Below are 17,191 nucleotides of genomic sequence, written 5' to 3'. Positions count from 1 at the left end.
CTGCGGTTATGTCGGGGATCGCGCGGGTCTTTTCCAGGCCCCAACGCGAATTTGACCCATCAGGCCCTGGGCTTGCGCTTCAGCGCCACATAGAGCGCGCCCTCGCCGCCATGGCGGCGGTGCGCCTCGGAGATGCCGGCAACGGCCATGCGCAGAGTCGGCCCGCCCAGCCATTCGGGCGCGCGATGGCGCAGCACGCCGCCGCCGCGGCTCCCCTTGCCGGTGATGACCAGCACAGCGCGATAGCCGTCGTCCCATGCGCGCAGCACAAAGGCCTCGAGCGCGGCTCGCGCCCGATCCTGATCCATGCCGTGCAGGTCGATCCGCGCGCCGATGGGGTCTCGCTCCCGGGCGATGCGGTGCCTGCGGCCGGGCTCGATGTCCTCGGGGGCCATACGGGGCGGCTTGGGCGGCGCGGGTTTGGCCTCCAGCAGGGGCAGGCGTGCGGCGGGATCAACGACCTTGCCGGTCGGCTTCTTATGGCCTGGGGCCGGAGCCGGCGGCAGTTCGGCCTTGCGGCCCGGCTTCGCTCGCACGGTCGCCGCGACCATCGCCCAGAGCTTCTGCTCATCGGGGCGGATTGGGCGTTTCATCTATAGGGGCCGACCTTCGGGACGAGGCGGTGCATGCGCAGAGTGTGACGGACCCGGCCGGCTTCGGCCCCCGCCGCATCCCCAAGGCCCAGATAGAGGTCGGCCCGGACCTGGCCCTTGATCGCGCCGCCGGCGTCCAGCGCCATGACCGTGCGCCGATAAGCTGGGAACGCGCCGTTGAGGGTCGGCGCCACGCCTTCGATGAAGTAGATGTCGCCCAGGCTGTTGCGACCGGTGTCGACCGCGATCGCGCGACCTGCCGGCAGCGGTATGCCTGCCGCTCCGACTGGCTGCCGGCCGTCGTCGGGGCTCAGGGTGAAGAACACATAGCGGGGATTGAGCCGCATGATCTCGTCGGCCCGCGGTCCGCGGTTGTCGGCCAACCAGGCGCGGATCGCCTCGCCGGAGGTGTTGTTGGCCGGCAGCAGGCCGCGGTCGCGCATGGGATTGGCGATGCCCACGAAGGTCTTGCCGTTGGTCGCGGCGAACACGGCCTTCGACCTGCGGCCGCTCGGGAAGCTCAGCACGCCCGAACCCTGGATCTGTAGGAAGAACAGGTCCTCCGGCCGCATCCAGGCCAGCGGTTGGCCGATGGGCGAGGTCTCGATCAGCGCCCGGTCGGGATAGGGGGCGGTTCGGCCATCCGGGCCCCGGCGCAGCGCCGCCTTGCCGCCCACGCCGTTGCCCACCAGGTCGATGGGCTTGGGGCGCACGGGTGCGGAAAATTCTGCATCGGGCCGCTCGCGGGCCTCGTACTCCGGTGAGAAGTAGGCGGTCAGGATTCCCTCGCCCAGGATCAGCTCGGGCTGGAAGTTCTCCTCAAAGAACGCCCTGGCGCGATAGGCGTCCAGCGGGCCGATAGCTCGGGCCCGGCGACAGATTTCGCCCAATGCCGGATCACGCGAAACGCCGCAGGTCGTGCGGAAGGCCTCGTAACCGGCGGCATGGTCGTCCTGCGCCCAGCCAGGAAGCTGGCTGAAGCTCTCCGGACGCGCGGGCGGCGGCGCCGGTCGGGTCGGCGGCGGGGCGGACGGGCCGGGCCTCGGCGGCGCGGGCGGCGGCACGGCCTTGGGGGTGGCGCACGCCGCCAAGATCAGGGTCAGGAGCAGCGCCGGAAACAGGCGCGACAAGCTTCGAAGTTCCAATTCGCCCCTCATCGAACCGACAGGCGCCCGCCGCGCCGCCGTCCTCTCATAGCCTTGCGTTGCAGGCGGGAAAACGGCGGAAGGGTTAAAGAAATCTTACCCTTGCGGGGTCAGGCCTCGGCGGCGTCCACGTGGACGAGCGTCCAGTTGGGATCGCGGCTCTTGAGGCTGCGCTCGAAGGTCCAGAGTTCGGCGGTGCGCTTGTCGTCCACGGCCTCGCCCTCGATGCTCTTGGTCCGGCTGCGGAACTCGGCCAGGAAACGGACGGTGATGCTGGCCATGTCGTCGCGCAGATCGGCGCGCTCCAGGTCCGCGCGCGGCGGATGCAGGAACTCGACGGTCTCGGTGACGCCGTTGGTCTCGCGATCGGTGATGGCGGTCTCGAAGCTGCTCATCACATTCGGCGCCAGCAGGTTCTTCAGGGTTTCACGGTCGCCCGCCGCAAAGGCGCGGACCACCATCTCGTAGGCCCCCTTGGCGCCCGCCAGGAAGCGCGAAAGATCGAAGGAGGGGTCCCGATGCTTGATGGCCGGCAGGCCCGTCAGGCCGACCCCGTCATCCTGGGCCTCCAGGCTCGGCGCCTGCCGCGTGGTCGCGGGCGCAGCCTCCTTGGTCGGGCTGTCTTCCGGCTGCCGTCCCACGCGCCGACCCAGCACGGCATAGAGCTGGTAGAGCACGACGCCGGCCAGACCGGCGAAAATGATCAGTTCTAGGACTTGCAACTTCTTCGGGCTTTCGGGACGTTCAAACTTCAATATAGGACAGCGAAACGCCCACGTCAGGGGCGACGTTGCCACGGCAAGGGGGCCATGTTAGCAGCCCAGGCCACAACAGGACGTGAATAGGCGTCCGACAACCGGATTTTCCTGAATATGACCGATACCGACGCCGCCGGCCCCGAGACCAATGGCGCGGCCGCTGAGCCCGCGATCCGTGTCCTCGCCCAGTTCATCCGCGACCTGTCGTTCGAGAATCCGCGCGCTCCGGAGAGCCTGCGCGCCCAGAACGCCGCCCAGCCGCAGATCGACATGGGCGTCGAGATGAACGCCCGCGGCCGCGAAGACGGCCTGTTTGAAGTGGACCTGAAGCTCTCGGCCCGCGCCACGCGCGATGACGGCCCGGTCTTCCACGTCGAGCTGCTCTATGGCGGCGTCTTCCAGATCAACGGCGTGCCGCAGGAAGACCTGGAGCCGGTGCTGCTGGTCGAGTGCCCGCGCTTCATGTTCCCGTTCGCCCGCCAGATCATCGCCTCGGTGACCTCGGACGGTGGCTATCCGCCCTTCATGCTCGACCCGATCGACTTCGCTGGCGTCTACGCCGCGCGGCGGGCGCAGGCCATGGGCGAAGAGCCGGTCGGCCACGCCTAGGGAATTCAGCGCCGCCGGTCCCGCCGGCGGCGTTTTTCGTTTCAGGAGTCTCGCGTCTCGCGCGGATCGGCTTCGACGCTGGGGGGCGGGGCCGCGATCACCTTGCCCTCGGCGATGCGCACCTCGGGGACGGCGTCGCGAGTGAAGGGCAGCCACCAGCTCGTCCCGGCCTTGGGCTGGATTTCGAGCAGGTCGCCGGCGCCGAAGTCCTGTACGGTGCGGACCTTGCCCAGCACCTCGCCCTCGGCGGTTTCGACGGTCAGGCCGATGAGGTCGGCGAGATAGAACTCGTCTTCCTCCGGCTCGGGCAGATCTTCCCTGCGGATATAGAGTTTCAGACCGCGTAGCGCCTCGGCGGCGTTGCGGTCGGTCACGCCCTTCAGGCGGGCGACGATCCCGCCCTTGGTCGGGCGGGCGCCTGCGATCGCCAGGGCGGGAGAGCCGTCCTGGCGCAACAGGTTCCGATAGTCGACCAGCGCCATGGGATCGGCGGTGAACGAGGTGATCTTCACCTCGCCGCGAACGCCATGGGCCGCGCCGACCTGGGCGACGAAAATCAGGGTGGAGTTCTCGTCGCCCATCACCGGACCGATCAGCCTTCGGTTTGTTCCGAAGTGGCTTCCTCGGCGGCCGGGGCTTCTTCAGCCGGAGCTTCCTCGACGGCCGGAGCGGCGGCGGCTTCAGCGGCCGCGGCGGCGCGGTCGGCTTCGCGCTGGGCGCGCTCTTCAGCACGTTCCTTCGCCTTCTGGCCCGGCTCGGCCTTCTTCGGGTTGTTGCCGGCTTCCCACTTCACCAGGCCTTCGGTGGCCAGGAAGCGCGCGACGCGGTCGGTCGGCTGGGCGCCCTTCTTGATCCACTCTTGGATGCGCTCGACCTTCAGGGTGACGCGCTGCGGGTCATCCTTCTTGAGCATCGGGTTGTAGGCGCCGACCTTCTCGATGAAGCGGCCGTCGCGCGGCGAGTGCGAGTCGGCGATGACGATCGAGTAGTAGGGGCGCTTCTTGGCGCCGCCACGGGCGAGACGGATCTTGAGCATGGTTGGTCCTTTGGTGAGCTCTTAAGATTTCTTGAAAGGGTTGAAGCCCGGCGGCAGTCCGCCGCCGAGGCCGGGAAGCTTCGGGCCGCCGGGGCCGCCCAGGCCGGGCAGACCGCCCCCCTGGCTCGCCAGCTTGCCGAGTTCTTCCAGTTGCTTGGGATCGGGCGCGGGCAGCTTGCCGCCGCCCAACGCCTTCAGCCGGTCCATGCCGCCGCCGCCGAGCATGCCGGCCATGCGCGCGAAGCCCTTGCCGCCGTCGCGGCTCATCATCTTGAAGGCGTCGGCCATCTGGCGATGCTGCTTCAGAAGACGGTTTACCTCGGCCACGTCGACTCCGGCGCCGGCCGCGATGCGGCGTTTGCGAGAGGCCTGCAGGATGTCGGGCTTCTTCCGCTCGGCCTTGGTCATCGAGGAGATGATCGCCATCTGGCGGTCGATGGTCTTGTCCGAGACGTTCGCCTCGGCCATCTGCTTCTTGACCTTCTGGACGCCAGGCAGCAGGCCCATCAGGCCTTCCATGCCGCCCATCCGCTTCATCTGACCGAACTGCTCGGCCAGCATGTCCAGGTCGAACTGGCCCTTGGCCAGCTTCTTGGCCATGGCCTCGGTGCGAGCAACGTCCAGGTCCTGGGCGGCCTTCTCCACCAGGGCGACGACGTCCCCCTGGCCCAGGATGCGGCCGGCCACGCGGCGGGCGTCGAAGGCGTCCAGGCCGTCGATCTTTTCCGAGACGCCCAGGAACTTGATCGGCAGGCCGGTGACCGCCCGCATGGACAGCGCCGCGCCCCCACGGCCGTCGCCGTCGGCTCTCGTCAGCACCAGGCCGGTCAGCGGCAGGCGCTCGTGGAAGGCCTTGGCGGTGCGGACGGCGTCCTGGCCGGTCAGGCTGTCGGCGACCAGCAGGGTCTCGGTGGGGCTCGCGATCTTCGCGATCTCGGCCGCCTCGCTCATCATCGCTTCGTCGATGGTGGTGCGGCCGGCGGTGTCGAGGATGACGACGTCGAAACCTTGCAGCTTGGCCGCCGACATGGCCCGGCGGGCGATGTCGGGCGCGGACTGGCCGGGCACGATGGGCAGGCTGTCGACCTCGGCCTGCTTGGCCAGCATCGCCAGTTGTTCCATGGCGGCAGGGCGGCGGGTGTCGAGGGAGGCCAGCAGGACCTTCTTGCGGTCCTTGGCGAGCTTCAGGGCCAGCTTGCCGGCCGTGGTGGTCTTACCCGAACCCTGCAGGCCGGCCATCAGGATCACGGTCGGCGGGTTGAGCGCGAGATTGAGGCCTTCGGCCGCTTCGCCGCCCAGCATCTCGACCAGGCCGTCATAGATGATCTTCACCACCTGGTCGGCCGGACGGATCGAACGGATCACCTCTTCGCCGGTGGCCCGTTCCTTGGCCTTGGAGATGAACTCGCGGACGACAGGCAGGGCGACGTCGGCCTCGAGCAAGGCGACCCGCACCTCGCGCAGGGCTTCGTCGATGTCCTTTTCCGAGAGCACGCCCCGCCCGGAAAGGCGGTCGAAAACCCCGGAAAGCCGATCTGTCAGTGCGTCGAACAAGTCGATCTCCTATAGCCCAAACGCAACCAGCCCCCGTGGACGATCACGTCGACGGGGGTCCTCGCCGCCCTCGTCCGATATAGTATCGGGGTCGTGGCGGTGGAGGGCGCTGGAAAAGTTTGCGCCGGAAGGGCGCGCTTATGCGCCTGTGGATGGATTAGGTCAAGGGAAGTCGGGGTTTAGGTCCGCACCACCCATTGGCCGTCCGCGCCCTTGCAGGCGGTGTAGCGCTCGGTCTGCGGGGAGCCGTCGCGAGTGCGGATGGTCTGGTCGAAGGTCCGGCAGACCGAATTGCCGCCCGCATAGGACTGGCCGCCCGAGGGGCGCACCACCGATTCCGAGACATAGCCGACCGCCATGCCATTTTGGCCGGCCAGCAGCCAGTTGGTTCCGCGCACCCGCGCCAGGGCGTCGAAGCTCTGGCCGGCGCTCAGCCGTCCAACGACGGCGCCGGAGGTCGAAGGGGTGGCCCTGATGTTGACCGTACCCGGTGCGGTGAAGCGCCCACCGGCGCTTTCGAAGCCGGACGCCGGCTCAACGCCTCTGGCGAAGCGCAGGCCGCTGAGCGAGACCGGCTGGCCACCGCCGCCGGTGGAGGTCGAGACCACCCGGACGTCGCCCGAGGCGCCGGTTTCCGGGTTCGACCAGGACCGCGAGCCGCCGCGGTCCAGGGCGTACTGGGTGGCGGCCTGCGCCTTCTGCTGGTCGCTGCGCTGCATGCGGCAGCCGATATAGGAGCCCGCGGCCGCGCCGGCCGCCGCGCCCAGCACTGTACCGAGGGTGCGTTCGTTCTTGGCGACATTGCTGCCCAGAACGCCGCCGACCAAGCCACCGATCACCGCCCCCCCGGCCTGCTTGTTGCCGCCGGCCGAACAGCCGAAGATCGACGAAAGAGGGTTGCCCGTCTGGGCATGGGCCGGCGCCGCCACCGGAATGGCGAGGCTCGCGGCCAACACCGCCGCGGTGAATTGAGAAGCGCGCATGATCGGTTTCCTGCAGGGTTCGACAAGCTCTGCCGGACAATGCTTACGCCGCAGCTCCCGTTCCATCGCCGCGCGCGAAAAAGCGGATCACCAATTGTATCTAGCTCTCTAGGTCGCTCCCGCTGGGAGAGGTGGATCGCCGAAGCGAGATCGACCCCGTTCCAGATCGTCGTCCCCAGCATGACGAACCAGGAGCTGGCGAAAGCAGTCGCGTTCGCCAGCCGCAGCCTCAGGCCACCGGGAAGCCCTTGTCACGGAGGTAGGCCCGCACATCGACGTCGCGGCCCATCAGGGTGCGATAGCCGACCGCCGGGTCGATCGAGTTGCCCACCGACATGACGTTATCGTGCAGGCGCTTGGCCATGTCCTTGTCGTACATCCCGCCCGGCGAGCGCTGGAACGCATCCACCACGTCCAGGGCCAGGGTCTCCGACCACAGGTAGCTGTAATAGCCGGCCGAATAGCCGTCCGAGGAGAAGACGTGGCCGAACTGCGGGGTGCGGTGGCGCATCACTAGTTCGCTCGGCATGTCCAGCTTGGCCAGCTCGTCCCGTTCGAAGGCGTCGGGGTCGATGTCCGCGCCGCCGGCCAGGTGCAGCTTCATGTCGATGAGCGCCGAGGACAGGTACTCGGTGACGTCGAAGCCCTGGCGGAAGGTCGAGGCGTTCTCCAGCTTGTCGACCAGGGCCTGCGGGATGGCTTGGCCGGTCTGGTGGTGCAAGGCGAACCGCGACAGCACCTCCTTGGTCGGCAGCCAGTGCTCGTTGATCTGGCTGGGGAACTCCACATAATCGCGCGGCACGGCGGTTCCCGACAGTGAGGGGTAGTTCACTGCCGAGTTCAGCCCGTGGATGGCGTGGCCGAACTCGTGGAACATGGTCTCGGCGTCGTCCCATGAGATCAGGATCGGTACGCCGGGCGCGCCTTTCACGAAGTTGGCGTTGTTGGAGACGATGATCGTCACCGGTCCGTCGAATTTCTGCTGGCGGCGATAGGCGTTCATCCAGGCGCCCGAGCGTTTGCCGGGACGGGCATAGGGGTCGAAATACCAGAGGCCCTGGTGCTGACCGCCGCGCCGCACTTCCCAGACCCGGATGTCCGGATGCGCCACCGGCACGTCGGTGACCGGTACGAACTCGAAGCCGTAGACCTGGCCGGCGGCCCAGAACATGCCCTCGCGCAGCTTCTCTAGCTGCATGTAAGGCTTGATCTCGTTCATATCGAGGTCGTAGCGGGCGGCCCGGACCTTCTCGGCGTAATAGCGATAGTCCCAGGGCTCAATGCGGATGCCGGCCCGCTCCTTGTCGGCGATCGCCTGCATCTCAGCGACCTCTTCCTTCACTCGCGCGATGGCCGACGGCCAGACCCGCATCATCAACTCCATGGCCGCGTCGGGGGTCTTGGCCATGGCGTCGGCGAGCCGCCAGTGGGCGTGGGTCGGGTAGCCGAGAAGCTCGGCGCGCTCGAAGCGCAGCTTCAGGATCTTCTGGATGATGCCGTTGTTGTCGTGGGCGTCGCCGTTGTCGCCGCGGTTGTAGTAGGTGCGCCAGACCTTCTCGCGCAGGTCGCGCCGGTTGGAATAGGTGAGGAACGGCTCCATCGACGAGCGGGTGTTGAGGACCGCCCATTCGCCCTTGTGGCCGCGCTCCTCGGCGGCGGTCGCTGCGGCCGCGCGCACGTCGTTTGGCAGCCCCGCCAGCTCGCTCTCGGTGCGCAGGTAGAGGACATAGTCCGTCTCGTCGGCCAGCAGGTTCTGGCTGAAGCTGGTGAACAGGCTGGCCAGTTCCTGGTTGATCGCGGCCACCCGCGTCTTGGCCTCGGGCGTCAGTCGGGCGCCGGCGCGCACGAACCGGTTCCAGTAGAGCCAGGTCAGGCGCTGCTGCTCGGGCGTCAGGACCGAGCGGCCCTCATAGACCGCCTCGATGCGCTTGAAGAGCTTCTCGTCCTGCAGGGTCTCGTCGTCATGCGCCGAGAGCTTGGGTGACAGCTCCTTCTCGATGGTCCGGAACTCGGGGGTCGAGAGGGTGGAGCCCCAGACGCCCGCATAGGTTCCCACCCGCTCGATCATGGAACCCGACCGCTCGAGCGCGGCGATGGTGTTGTCGAAGTTCGGCGCGGCGGAGGCGCCGGCGATGGCGTCGATCTCCGCGCGCTCGGTCTTCATGGCAAGGTCGAAGGCCGGCATGAAGTCGGCCACCCTCACCTTGTCGAATGCCGGCACGCCGCCGTGGGGACCGGTCCAGGTGGCGGTGAGGGCGTTGCCGGCCGCCTGCGCGAGTGCGGCGGCCGGCAGGGACGAGGCGGCGGCGAGCGCGCCGGAGGCGGCCAGGAACGTGCGCCGTTGCATGAGAGCTCCAGGATGGGTTCGGGGTCAGGTGCGCGACCTTAAGGTCACGCCGCGGCGGCGTCACATGACGCGGTTGTAATGTGACGTCAGGCCGCGTCGTGGATTTCCAGCGCCAGGGCGGCGGCCTCCGCGCTGGTCTTTAGCGCTTCCTCGTACGTGACGCCCAAGGCCGTGAGCACCAGAGCGACCACCTGCTCGGCGTGCGCCGGGGCGGTCAGGCCCATCAGTATGTCGCGCTGGACCATGCGGCTGGCGCCGAAGACCAGGGTGCGAACGGCCGACGGGTCCAACTCGCGGAACTCTCCTTTGCTCAGCCCGTCCTGATAGATGCGGTCGAGGTCGGTCTGGATGACCGGTACGCGCGCCAGACGCGAGCCGTCCAGCCGCATCATCACCCAGCCCCAGACCGGGTCGCGGGTCACCGAGAGCATGTGACTGTGCATCCGCGTCGCCAGCCGGTTCGATGGGGGCAAGGACAGGGGCAGGCGCTTGTCGAGCACCGCCGAAAGCTCGCCGCCGACCTTGATCTGGACCGCGCGCAGCAGGTCCTCGGTGGTCGGATAGTAATTGTAGAACGTGCCGCGAGAGACGCCCGCGGCGGCCACGAAGTCCTCGATCGAGCAGGCGTCTGGGCCCTTCTCGGCGATTACGGCCACGGCGGCGTCAAGCAGGCGCTCGCGCGTCTGCGCGCGGCGCTGCTCGGCTGCTGCGGCGCGGGCCTCCAGATTGACCCTTATGCGGCGCGGACCGGTCAGGCGGCCTCGGGCAGGTACTGGCGCACCGCGCTGGCCGCCGCCAGCGACAGTGGATCGTTCTGGCGTTCGAGCACCTTGATCTCGTGTTCCAGCGCCGCGGTGATTTCCCGATGGGCGAGGGGCGAGAGTTCCAGCAGGGCCCGGGTGGCGGCGCGGCTCAGGGCCAAGGCGGTGGCTAGATCGACCTCCACGCCGACCTTCCAGGTCGGATTTGGGTCGTCTTGGGCGAGGGTCGGTTCGCGAGCAGCGGGCAGGGGCATCGGGTTCGGGGGATCCAGGGTTGGCGGGGGACACAAAAACAAGTCGGGCGGCCGGCGAGGGGGCGGTCCGCAGCGGCTGGTCACAGCAACGCTTGAAGTGACAAGTATGTCAGGATGACAAAGCTGTCAATTTGAAATGACGCGGTTCGCCGAACCGGCGGCTTCATGGACGCGACTCGCGCCAAGGTCTAAATCCCGACCATGGCCATAGGCGTCTTCGATTCCGGCATCGGGGGACTTTCGGTTCACCGGGCCCTCGTCCAGCGGCTGCCGGCCGCCGACTTCATCTATCTGGCGGATCAGGCGAACGCGCCCTACGGCGTGCGGCCGGGGGAGGAGATCGTGGATCTCACCCGCGCCGGCTGCGAGCGCCTGTTCGATCAGGGCTGCGACTTGGTTGTCCTGGCCTGCAACACCGCCTCGGCCATCGCTCTTCGTCGGCTGCAGCAGACCTGGTTGCCGGGCTATCGCCAGCAGCTCGGCCGGCCGGTGAACGTACTCGGCATCATCGTTCCCACCATCGAGGCGGCGACCGGCATGCCCTGGGAGCACGAAGCCGAGCGTCGCGGCGACAAGGTCGAGAAGCTGGACATCCTGGCGGTGTTCTGCACACCGGGCACGGCCGCCTCCCGGGTTTATGAGATCGAGATCGACAAGCGCCGCCAGGATGTGGCCGTCTTCGCCGAGCCCTGCCCCGACCTCGCGCGGCTTATAGAGAGCGGCGCGCCCGACGATGAACTCGCAGCCGTCATCGGCCGCCACGTAGCCCAGGTGACCACGCGAATCGGTCGAGCGCCCGATCGCGCGATCCTGGGCTGCACGCACTACGAGATCGTGGCCGGCGTTTTCCGCCAGGCGCTCAAACCTGGGACCCCGCTGATCCATCAGCCGAACGCCACCGCCGATGCGCTTGACGCCTATCTCGCCAAGCATCCGGAATACCGCGCCGGCGAGGGCGGCTCCCGGCGCTTCCTGACCACCGGCAAGCCCGGAGCCCAGCACCGGCTGGTCGAGGCTTTCTGGGGCGGCCCGCTCAGCTTCGAGCGGGCCTGAACTTCTTCTCCCTCCCCCGCGTGGGGCCCGGGACACTCCTAGATATCCCCCGCCGGAGGAAGCATCCAGCTCTGAGCTAGGCGACCGCCGCCGCCTCGGCCGAGATCACGCCGGAAACCGCCTTCACCACCGCGGCGATCCGCAGGGCCGCCTGGATGGATGGGCTCGGCGTCTTGCTGCGCCGCAGCTCGGTCTCGTGGGCGTCCAGGCACATGCCGCAGCCGTTCACCGCCGACACCGCCGCCGACCACAGCTCGAAATCCACCTTCGGCACGCCGGGGTCGGCCAGGACGTTCATCCGCAGCTTGGCCGGCATGGTCCGGTATTCGGGGTTCGAGATCAGGTAGAGCGAGCGGTAGTAGACGTTGTTCATGCCCATCACCGCCGCCGCGGCCCTGGCCGCCGCCGTCGCCTCCGGAGAGAGCCCGGCCTGGCGCGCCGCCTCATTGATCGCGCGCACCACCTGGGGCGTGCCGACCGCATAGGCCGCCGCAACGAACGCGCCCCACTTCTGCTGCTCGGTCAGCACGGTTTCCGACGCCAAGTTCTCGAGATTGGCGCTCAGGTCCTTGGCGTAGGCGGGCAGGGACTCGCACAGGGCGTCGAGCGACATGATCAACTCCAATTTTCCAGATAGGGGGCCCGGGAGGCGCGGGGAGATCGCGCGCTCCCGGGCAGGACGACGTGGCGAGCGGCCCGATGGCTATGGGGCCGCCCCTGGGGGCTGGAGGGACCTACGCCGTCACGCACGGCGAGATACCGGATCGCGATTGCGCGGGCCAATCGATTGTTTCTGGAGTTTTGATAGATAGTTCCTATCTTAACACCCATGAGCCTTCCGACCCTCCGACAGCTACAGTATCTAAAATTGCTGGCTGAGCATGGTTCCTTTGGACGCGCCGCGGAAGCCGCCCACGTCACCCAGCCCACCCTCTCGGCAGGGGTGCAGGAACTGGAGAAGATCCTCGGCGGTCCGGTGGTCGACCGGGCCCGCTCCGGCGTCATCCTCACTGCGATCGGCGAGGTCGCCCTGGGCAAGGCCACCCGTATCCTCAACGAGGCCGAGGAACTCGTGCAGTCGGCCCGCAACGCCGGCCATCCGCTGACCGGACGTTTCCGGCTGGGGGTCATTCCGACGGTCGCGCCGTTCCTCCTGCCCCGGGCGCTGCCGATCCTACGGGAGCGCTTCCCCAAGCTGCGGCTGTTCCTCCGCGAGGACCTGACCCACCGGCTGATCGCCCAGCTCAAGGCCGGCCAGCTCGACGCCGCCCTGATCGCCTTGCCCTACGACATGACCGGCCTCGACCACGCTCATGTCTCCGACGACGAGCTGATGGCCGCCCTGCCACGCAGCCACCCTCTCGCCAAGGAGCGGGAGGCCCCGCCCTCGGCGCTGGAGAGCGACGACCTCATCCTGCTGGAAGACGGTCACTGCCTGCGTGACCACGCCCTGGCCGCCTGTGGTCTGAAGCCGCCTCGCGGCGTCGGCGACGAGGAGAGCTTCGCCGCCACTTCCCTTCCGACCCTGGTGCAGATGGTGGGGTCCGGGCTGGGCGTCAGCTTTCTGCCGGCCATGGCCGTCGCAGCAGGCCTGACCGAAACCGCCGATGTCGCCGTCATGCCGTTGAAGGCGGAGCATCCCCAGCGCGAGATCGTCGTCGCGTGGCGCGCAGGCTCCAGTCGCGCGGCCGAAGGCCAGCTTCTGGCTGAGGTCCTCCGCCAGGTCTAAGCCTAAAACACGATATATCTTGAAATCCGATCTAGTTGCGATATATCTAAAAATAAGACATATCGAAATAGGATCGAAAATGTATCGGCATCATTGGAAACGACATGAACATCGCAGCCGCGAATCCTTTGGCGGCCGCTGGGGACGCGGCGCTGGTCGCGGCGGCGGACGCCGCCTCGGACGCCTGCTGGAGCATGGCGACCTGCGCTTCGTCATCCTTGCCCTGATCAAGGACAAGTCCAGCCACGGCTATGAACTGATCCGCGCCCTCGAGGAGCGCACCGGTGGCGCCTACCGGCCCAGCGCCGGCGCGATTTACCCGACGCTTGCGATGCTGGAAGACGAGGGCTTTGTTCGCGCCATCGCCGCGGAGGGCGGCCGCAAGTCCTTTGAGATTACTCAGGAAGGCCTGGCCGCGCTGGAACGGAACAAGGCCGGTGTCGAGGCGGTTTTTGCTCGGCTGGACGAGGCGGCGGAAAGCTCGCCGAGGTCTTCGCCCCGTGTGGAGCGCGCCATGCAGAACTTGGCCCTGGCCCTCAAGCTGCGCCTGCAGGGCGAGCGTCCGAGCGAAGCCCAGATCGACGCCATCGCCGCGGCGCTGGACGAGGCAGCCGCGAAGATCGAGCGCGTGTAGAGGAGTTAAGCCCCATGAGATCGAGCGCCACCGTGGTGACCCCCAACGCTCAACGCTACATGGTCCAACTCTGCAAGCACTTCGGCCACAAGGTGCCGGTCGAGTGGAGCGACCATGAAGGAAAGATCAGTTTCGAGATTGGCCAGGCCGCCTTCCGCGCCGCGCCGGAGACCCTGATGCTGGTCGCCGACGCCCCCGACACGGAAAAGCTGAGCCGCCTCGAACACGTGGTCGACAGCCATCTCAAGCGTTTCGCCTTCCGCGAGCCCGAGATGGCCGTCGACTGGCGCCGGGGCGCCTGAGCCTTACTGGATTCCCTTATTGAATACCCAGGGCGGCCTTCACCGCTCGCCAGTCCACCAGCTTGAAGTTTTGACGCGCGCGGGCGCCCTCGGTGGTTTCACCGTCCGTATCGGAATCGTCTTGGACGACGATCAGTCCTTCGGGGAACGCGCCGACACGGCCGCCCAGCGCGGCGACGCCATCGGTGCCGGTTACGGCGTCGGCGCCCGCGCCAGGCATGACCGAGAAGCGGCCGACATAGGCCGGCTCGCCGTCGACCCGCCAGATGGCGAAGGCGCTGTCGCCCTGGCTGGAGGCGATCAGGTAGGTCTTCCCCATTTCGCGCAGAATGGTCAGGCCCTCGACATCCGGCGTCAATTCGGGAGAGGGCGCTGGCGCCATATGGACCCGGGCCGAGCCGGTGGCCGGGTCCAGGCTGTAGCGCCAGATCCCTTTGGCCTCCTCGGCTATGTAGAGATAGCCGGCCTCGTCATCGACCACGCAGCCTTCCGATTGCGAACCCACGTCGAAGCTGCGGGTCAAGGTCGCCGCGGGCTGGCCGCCCTGGTCGGTGATGTTCAACTGCCGGATGTCGCCGTCCTTGCCCACCATGATCGCAATGGTCTCGGAGCCGCGTCGGCCCATGCAGAAACCGTAGGGTTCGCTGACCTTCACCGGCGTGCGGCCCCAAAGTCTGGCCTGCAGGTTGTCCGGGTCGAGCAGGAAGAAGCTGATCGCTCCGCGGCCCCGGTCGCTGGCCCCGATGAGGACCTGTTTGCGGCCGCCGACCTCGAAGCCGTCACGCAGATCGACATTGTTCAGCGGACCTTCGGGCAGGAACTGCAGGTCCTTGCCGGCCAGGTCATAGACGTAGAGCCCGGCCTGCTTGTCGGTGCCCAGGATCACGCCTCGCGAGGGATCACGCGGATCGGCCCAGATCTCCGGGTCGTCGGCAGCGTCCCGCACCTTGGTCCCAACAGCCGCAGTCTCGCCCGCGGCCGCAACTGGGGAGCCCGTTCCGACTGTCATGCCGCCCGAGTCCGAGATGCTCTCGGGGTCCACAGCGGCGCAGGATGCCATTAGCAATGAAGTTGCTGCGAATGACACAAAACTGACAAAAATCTTCTTAGAAACCGTCACTGGCCCCGCTCCGCATGCAAGATATATCCCCTGCGCTGCAAATCATGCTGCGCGGGACGGGTCAACTGTCCCGCTTGTCGGGGGACTAGATGACACGACTTTCCTTGCTCGCCTGCGCGGCCGCCGCGCCGCTGCTGATGGCTGCGCCGGCTTTCGCCGACGACGCCACGCCAGTGTCCGAAGTGATCGTGACCGGCGACATCGCCTTCCGTGACCGCACCAACGACGTGAACCCGGTGCTCGCCTATGACCTGGACTACTTCCAGCGTTTCGAACCGGTCTCCGTTGGCGAGATGCTCAAGCGCGTGCCGGGCGTGACCTTCACCTCCGACGTGCTGGAGTTCGACGGCGTGTCCATGCGCGGCCTGCCGCCGGGTTACACCCAGGTGCTGATCAACGGGCGCCGCGCCCCTGGCGGCGAGGCCGACCGTAGTTTCTTCGTCGACCGCATCCCGGCCGAACTGGTCGAGCGCATCGAGATCATTCGCAGCCCGCGCGCCGACCAGCCCAGCGACGGCATGGCCGGGTCGCTCAATGTCGTGTTGAAGGAAGGCGCCAATCTGGAGGGCGGCTTCGTGAAGCTCGGCGCCCTGATCAACGAGGACGGCAAGGCGCGCCCCTCGGCGGCGATCGCCTATGCCGGCGCCACCGCCAGCGGCGACACGACGTACTGGGCCGGCCTCAACTACCAGGGTCGCCGCAACCCGAAGAAGAAGGTCAGCCACCGCTACGACGAGGACTTCGGCGACTTCGACAATGTCGAGTACCAGTCCGACACCCGCGACGGCGTCGACATCTCGGCCAACGGCGAACTCGCCCACCGTTTCGAGAACGGCAAGATCCGCTTCTCCGGCTTGGTGGTCGACACCGACCGCGACGAGGACGAGACCTCCCTGACCTATAACGAACTGCCGCGCGGCGACTTCGACGGGGTCGAGGTCCAGGCCGAGCGCATCAAGCAGCGCACCTACGCGCTCGACTTCGACGGCGAGTTCGATGCCGGCCCCGGCAAGATCGGTTTCGATCTGGGCTGGTCGCGCTATGACGAGAGCACCAACACCACGGTGGGCGTGGGCGACGAAGAAAACCTCTCTGATCTCGGCCTCGATGAGTATGTCGAGCTGGATATCGACGACGAGGAATGGGGCGCAGGCGCGTACTACAAGTGGAAGTCGGACGCCCTGGAACTCAAGGCCGGCGTCGATCTGCTGAAGAAGACCCGCGACGGCGCGGAGGTGGAGTTCGACGTCGATGACGGCGTCGTCGGCGACCCAGATCCCGAACCGGGCGCGATCTACAAGATCGAGGAAACTCGGGTCGATCCCTACGTCCGGCTGACCTTCGAGCCTTCAACCATGTGGACCTTCGATGCGGGCCTCCGCTACGAGACCACCAAGCGCGACGTCGAAAGCGACCTGGGCAAGGTCTCCAAGGAGGCCGAGGAACTGAACCCCTCGCTGCACGCCACCTTCCGCCCGACCGATGTGGACCAGTTCCGCGCCTCGATCGCCCGGACCGTGCGCCGTCCCAACTACGACCTGCTCGCGCCTTTCGTGGCCGAGGAAGAGCCGGCCGACGAGGACGATCTGCGCGGCAATCCCAACCTCGACAACGAGACCGCCTGGGGCCTGGACGTCGGCTACGAGCGTAAGCTCGGCGCCCGCGGCATCATCGGGATCAACTTCTTCTATCGCGATATCGAGAACCTGATCGACACCATCGCCACCGACGAGGTCTCGTCTTCCGGCCTCGGCCGGGTCTACGAGCCGCGCAACATCGGCTCGGGCAAGACCTACGGCGTCGAAGTGGACTTCTCCACGCCGCTCGACGTGATCGGCCTGCCCAACACCGGCGTGTTCTTCAACTACACCTGGCTCGAAAGCGAAGTGAAGGACCCCTTCACCGGCCAGGACCGCCCGTTCACCAACCAGCCGAGCTACGTCTACAACGTCGGCTTCGTGCACACCGTCCCGACCTGGAACGCCAGCTTCGGCGCCAGCCTCTATGACCGCGACATGGGCCACGAGTCCGGCCTCGATGAAGAGGTTACGGTGGACTACGATCCGGACCTGGAAGCATTCGTCGAAAAGCGCTTCGGCGACCGCTACGTGGTGCGTCTGGCGGCGATGAACCTGCTCGACAAGGAAAAGCGCGAAACCTATCGGACTTTCGACGGCGACTCCGTCGACGAGATCCTCGCCAACCGCCTGGCCCGCAACGTCCATGACAGCGAACGCGAAAGCGAACGTTCGGGCGTGCTCTACCAGGTCACCTTCCGCGCCGCGTTCTGACGCCTAGCCCCGATCCCCGGCC

At 67.5% G+C, this 17,191-nt stretch carries 18 protein-coding genes; 6 read left to right on the top strand and 12 right to left on the bottom strand.

Going from position 1 to position 17,191, the window contains the following annotated elements; translation table 11 throughout:
* Nucleotides 1-59 precede the first annotated feature (59 nt).
* The 3 genes from ABID41_RS07665 to timA form a co-directional block, all read right to left on the bottom strand.
* Nucleotides 60-593: a Smr/MutS family protein gene (locus ABID41_RS07665; protein WP_331928850.1), complete on the bottom strand. Its 534-nt coding sequence runs from the start codon at nt 591-593 to the stop codon at nt 60-62.
* Nucleotides 590-1,738 (bottom strand): MltA domain-containing protein, encoded by a 1,149-nt coding sequence (locus ABID41_RS07660; RefSeq protein ID WP_354297373.1) that lies wholly within the window; start codon nt 1,736-1,738, stop codon nt 590-592. The genes ABID41_RS07665 and ABID41_RS07660 overlap by 4 nt, the downstream gene beginning before the upstream one ends.
* 110 nt (nt 1,739-1,848) lie before the next feature.
* Nucleotides 1,849-2,460 carry a TIM44-related membrane protein TimA gene (gene timA / locus ABID41_RS07655; protein ID WP_331929012.1) on the bottom strand — a complete coding sequence of 204 codons (612 nt, stop codon included), beginning with the start codon at nt 2,458-2,460 and terminating at the stop codon, nt 1,849-1,851.
* A gap of 150 nt (nt 2,461-2,610) precedes the next feature.
* Between timA and secB the strand changes: the two genes are divergently transcribed.
* On the top strand, nt 2,611-3,105 hold the full coding sequence (gene secB / locus ABID41_RS07650; RefSeq protein ID WP_331929011.1) for a protein-export chaperone SecB: 495 nt from the start codon (nt 2,611-2,613) through the stop codon (nt 3,103-3,105).
* 41 nt (nt 3,106-3,146) lie between these two features.
* Here the strand turns inward: secB and rimM are convergent, their stop codons facing one another.
* The 7 genes from rimM to ABID41_RS07615 form a co-directional block, all read right to left on the bottom strand.
* Nucleotides 3,147-3,686, bottom strand: coding sequence for a ribosome maturation factor RimM (gene rimM, locus ABID41_RS07645; RefSeq protein WP_331929009.1), 540 nt, complete (start codon nt 3,684-3,686; stop codon nt 3,147-3,149).
* A gap of 11 nt (nt 3,687-3,697) precedes the next feature.
* The gene (gene rpsP / locus ABID41_RS07640) at nt 3,698-4,141 is read right to left on the bottom strand and encodes a 30S ribosomal protein S16 (RefSeq protein ID WP_331929007.1); all 444 of its coding nucleotides are present in this window, start codon (nt 4,139-4,141) and stop codon (nt 3,698-3,700) included.
* Between the two features lie 21 nt (nt 4,142-4,162).
* Complete coding sequence (ffh, locus tag ABID41_RS07635) at nt 4,163-5,695, bottom strand: signal recognition particle protein (RefSeq protein WP_331929006.1); 1,533 nt, start codon at nt 5,693-5,695, stop codon at nt 4,163-4,165.
* Nucleotides 5,696-5,874: 179 nt separating this feature from the next.
* On the bottom strand, nt 5,875-6,678 hold the full coding sequence (locus ABID41_RS07630; protein WP_331929004.1) for an SH3 domain-containing protein: 804 nt from the start codon (nt 6,676-6,678) through the stop codon (nt 5,875-5,877).
* Between the two features lie 229 nt (nt 6,679-6,907).
* On the bottom strand, nt 6,908-9,025 hold the full coding sequence (locus tag ABID41_RS07625; protein ID WP_331929003.1) for a M3 family metallopeptidase: 2,118 nt from the start codon (nt 9,023-9,025) through the stop codon (nt 6,908-6,910).
* Between the two features lie 86 nt (nt 9,026-9,111).
* Nucleotides 9,112-9,696 carry a TetR/AcrR family transcriptional regulator gene (locus ABID41_RS07620; protein ID WP_331929014.1) on the bottom strand — a complete coding sequence of 195 codons (585 nt, stop codon included), beginning with the start codon at nt 9,694-9,696 and terminating at the stop codon, nt 9,112-9,114.
* 80 nt (nt 9,697-9,776) lie between these two features.
* Nucleotides 9,777-10,040 (bottom strand): hypothetical protein, encoded by a 264-nt coding sequence (locus ABID41_RS07615; protein WP_331929016.1) that lies wholly within the window; start codon nt 10,038-10,040, stop codon nt 9,777-9,779.
* A gap of 201 nt (nt 10,041-10,241) precedes the next feature.
* Here ABID41_RS07615 and ABID41_RS07610 point away from each other — a divergent pair, with 201 nt between their 5' ends.
* On the top strand, nt 10,242-11,093 hold the full coding sequence (locus tag ABID41_RS07610; protein ID WP_331929001.1) for a glutamate racemase: 852 nt from the start codon (nt 10,242-10,244) through the stop codon (nt 11,091-11,093).
* 76 nt (nt 11,094-11,169) lie between these two features.
* Here ABID41_RS07610 and ABID41_RS07605 read toward each other — a convergent pair whose 3' ends face one another.
* On the bottom strand, nt 11,170-11,706 hold the full coding sequence (locus tag ABID41_RS07605) for a carboxymuconolactone decarboxylase family protein (protein ID WP_331928999.1): 537 nt from the start codon (nt 11,704-11,706) through the stop codon (nt 11,170-11,172).
* Nucleotides 11,707-11,922: 216 nt separating this feature from the next.
* Here ABID41_RS07605 and ABID41_RS07600 point away from each other — a divergent pair, with 216 nt between their 5' ends.
* The 3 genes from ABID41_RS07600 (at nt 11,923) to ABID41_RS07590 (ending at nt 13,758) form a co-directional block, all read left to right on the top strand.
* The gene (locus ABID41_RS07600) at nt 11,923-12,822 is read left to right on the top strand and encodes a hydrogen peroxide-inducible genes activator (protein WP_331928997.1); all 900 of its coding nucleotides are present in this window, start codon (nt 11,923-11,925) and stop codon (nt 12,820-12,822) included.
* Between the two features lie 79 nt (nt 12,823-12,901).
* Nucleotides 12,902-13,456, top strand: a complete 555-nt coding sequence (locus tag ABID41_RS07595) for a PadR family transcriptional regulator (protein WP_331928996.1) — start codon at nt 12,902-12,904, stop codon at nt 13,454-13,456.
* Between the two features lie 14 nt (nt 13,457-13,470).
* Nucleotides 13,471-13,758, top strand: coding sequence for a DUF2218 domain-containing protein (locus ABID41_RS07590; RefSeq protein WP_331928994.1), 288 nt, complete (start codon nt 13,471-13,473; stop codon nt 13,756-13,758).
* 16 nt (nt 13,759-13,774) lie between these two features.
* Here the strand turns inward: ABID41_RS07590 and ABID41_RS07585 are convergent, their stop codons facing one another.
* Nucleotides 13,775-14,845: a phytase gene (locus ABID41_RS07585; RefSeq protein ID WP_331928993.1), complete on the bottom strand. Its 1,071-nt coding sequence runs from the start codon at nt 14,843-14,845 to the stop codon at nt 13,775-13,777.
* 122 nt (nt 14,846-14,967) lie between these two features.
* Here ABID41_RS07585 and ABID41_RS07580 point away from each other — a divergent pair, with 122 nt between their 5' ends.
* A complete protein-coding gene (locus ABID41_RS07580) occupies nt 14,968-17,169 on the top strand; it encodes a TonB-dependent receptor plug domain-containing protein (RefSeq protein WP_331928991.1) in 2,202 nt (733 codons plus the stop codon).
* The last annotated feature ends 22 nt before the right edge of the window (nt 17,170-17,191 follow it).

This window comes from Phenylobacterium koreense, assembly GCF_040545335.1.
Classification (GTDB): Bacteria; Pseudomonadota; Alphaproteobacteria; order Caulobacterales; family Caulobacteraceae; genus Phenylobacterium; species Phenylobacterium koreense.
The sequence above is the reverse complement of the archived record's forward strand: the minus strand, read 5'-3'. Positions and strand labels throughout refer to the sequence as shown.

What these genes read in the sequence shown, in the direction of transcription:
- ABID41_RS07580 (WP_331928991.1), top strand. Translation starts at nt 14,968, where the DNA reads ATGACACGACTTTCCTTGCTCGCCTGCGCGGCCGCCGCGCCGCTGCTG.
- ABID41_RS07665 (WP_331928850.1), bottom strand. Translation starts at nt 593, where the DNA reads ATGAAACGCCCAATCCGCCCCGATGAGCAGAAGCTCTGGGCGATGGTC.
- ABID41_RS07630 (WP_331929004.1), bottom strand. Translation starts at nt 6,678, where the DNA reads ATGCGCGCTTCTCAATTCACCGCGGCGGTGTTGGCCGCGAGCCTCGCC.
- ABID41_RS07610 (WP_331929001.1), top strand. Translation starts at nt 10,242, where the DNA reads ATGGCCATAGGCGTCTTCGATTCCGGCATCGGGGGACTTTCGGTTCAC.
- rimM (WP_331929009.1), bottom strand. Translation starts at nt 3,686, where the DNA reads ATGGGCGACGAGAACTCCACCCTGATTTTCGTCGCCCAGGTCGGCGCG.
- ABID41_RS07600 (WP_331928997.1), top strand. Translation starts at nt 11,923, where the DNA reads ATGAGCCTTCCGACCCTCCGACAGCTACAGTATCTAAAATTGCTGGCT.
- rpsP (WP_331929007.1), bottom strand. Translation starts at nt 4,141, where the DNA reads ATGCTCAAGATCCGTCTCGCCCGTGGCGGCGCCAAGAAGCGCCCCTAC.
- ABID41_RS07605 (WP_331928999.1), bottom strand. Translation starts at nt 11,706, where the DNA reads ATGTCGCTCGACGCCCTGTGCGAGTCCCTGCCCGCCTACGCCAAGGAC.
- secB (WP_331929011.1), top strand. Translation starts at nt 2,611, where the DNA reads ATGACCGATACCGACGCCGCCGGCCCCGAGACCAATGGCGCGGCCGCT.
- ABID41_RS07625 (WP_331929003.1), bottom strand. Translation starts at nt 9,025, where the DNA reads ATGCAACGGCGCACGTTCCTGGCCGCCTCCGGCGCGCTCGCCGCCGCC.
- ABID41_RS07595 (WP_331928996.1), top strand. Translation starts at nt 12,902, where the DNA reads ATGTATCGGCATCATTGGAAACGACATGAACATCGCAGCCGCGAATCC.
- ABID41_RS07590 (WP_331928994.1), top strand. Translation starts at nt 13,471, where the DNA reads ATGAGATCGAGCGCCACCGTGGTGACCCCCAACGCTCAACGCTACATG.
- ABID41_RS07615 (WP_331929016.1), bottom strand. Translation starts at nt 10,040, where the DNA reads ATGCCCCTGCCCGCTGCTCGCGAACCGACCCTCGCCCAAGACGACCCA.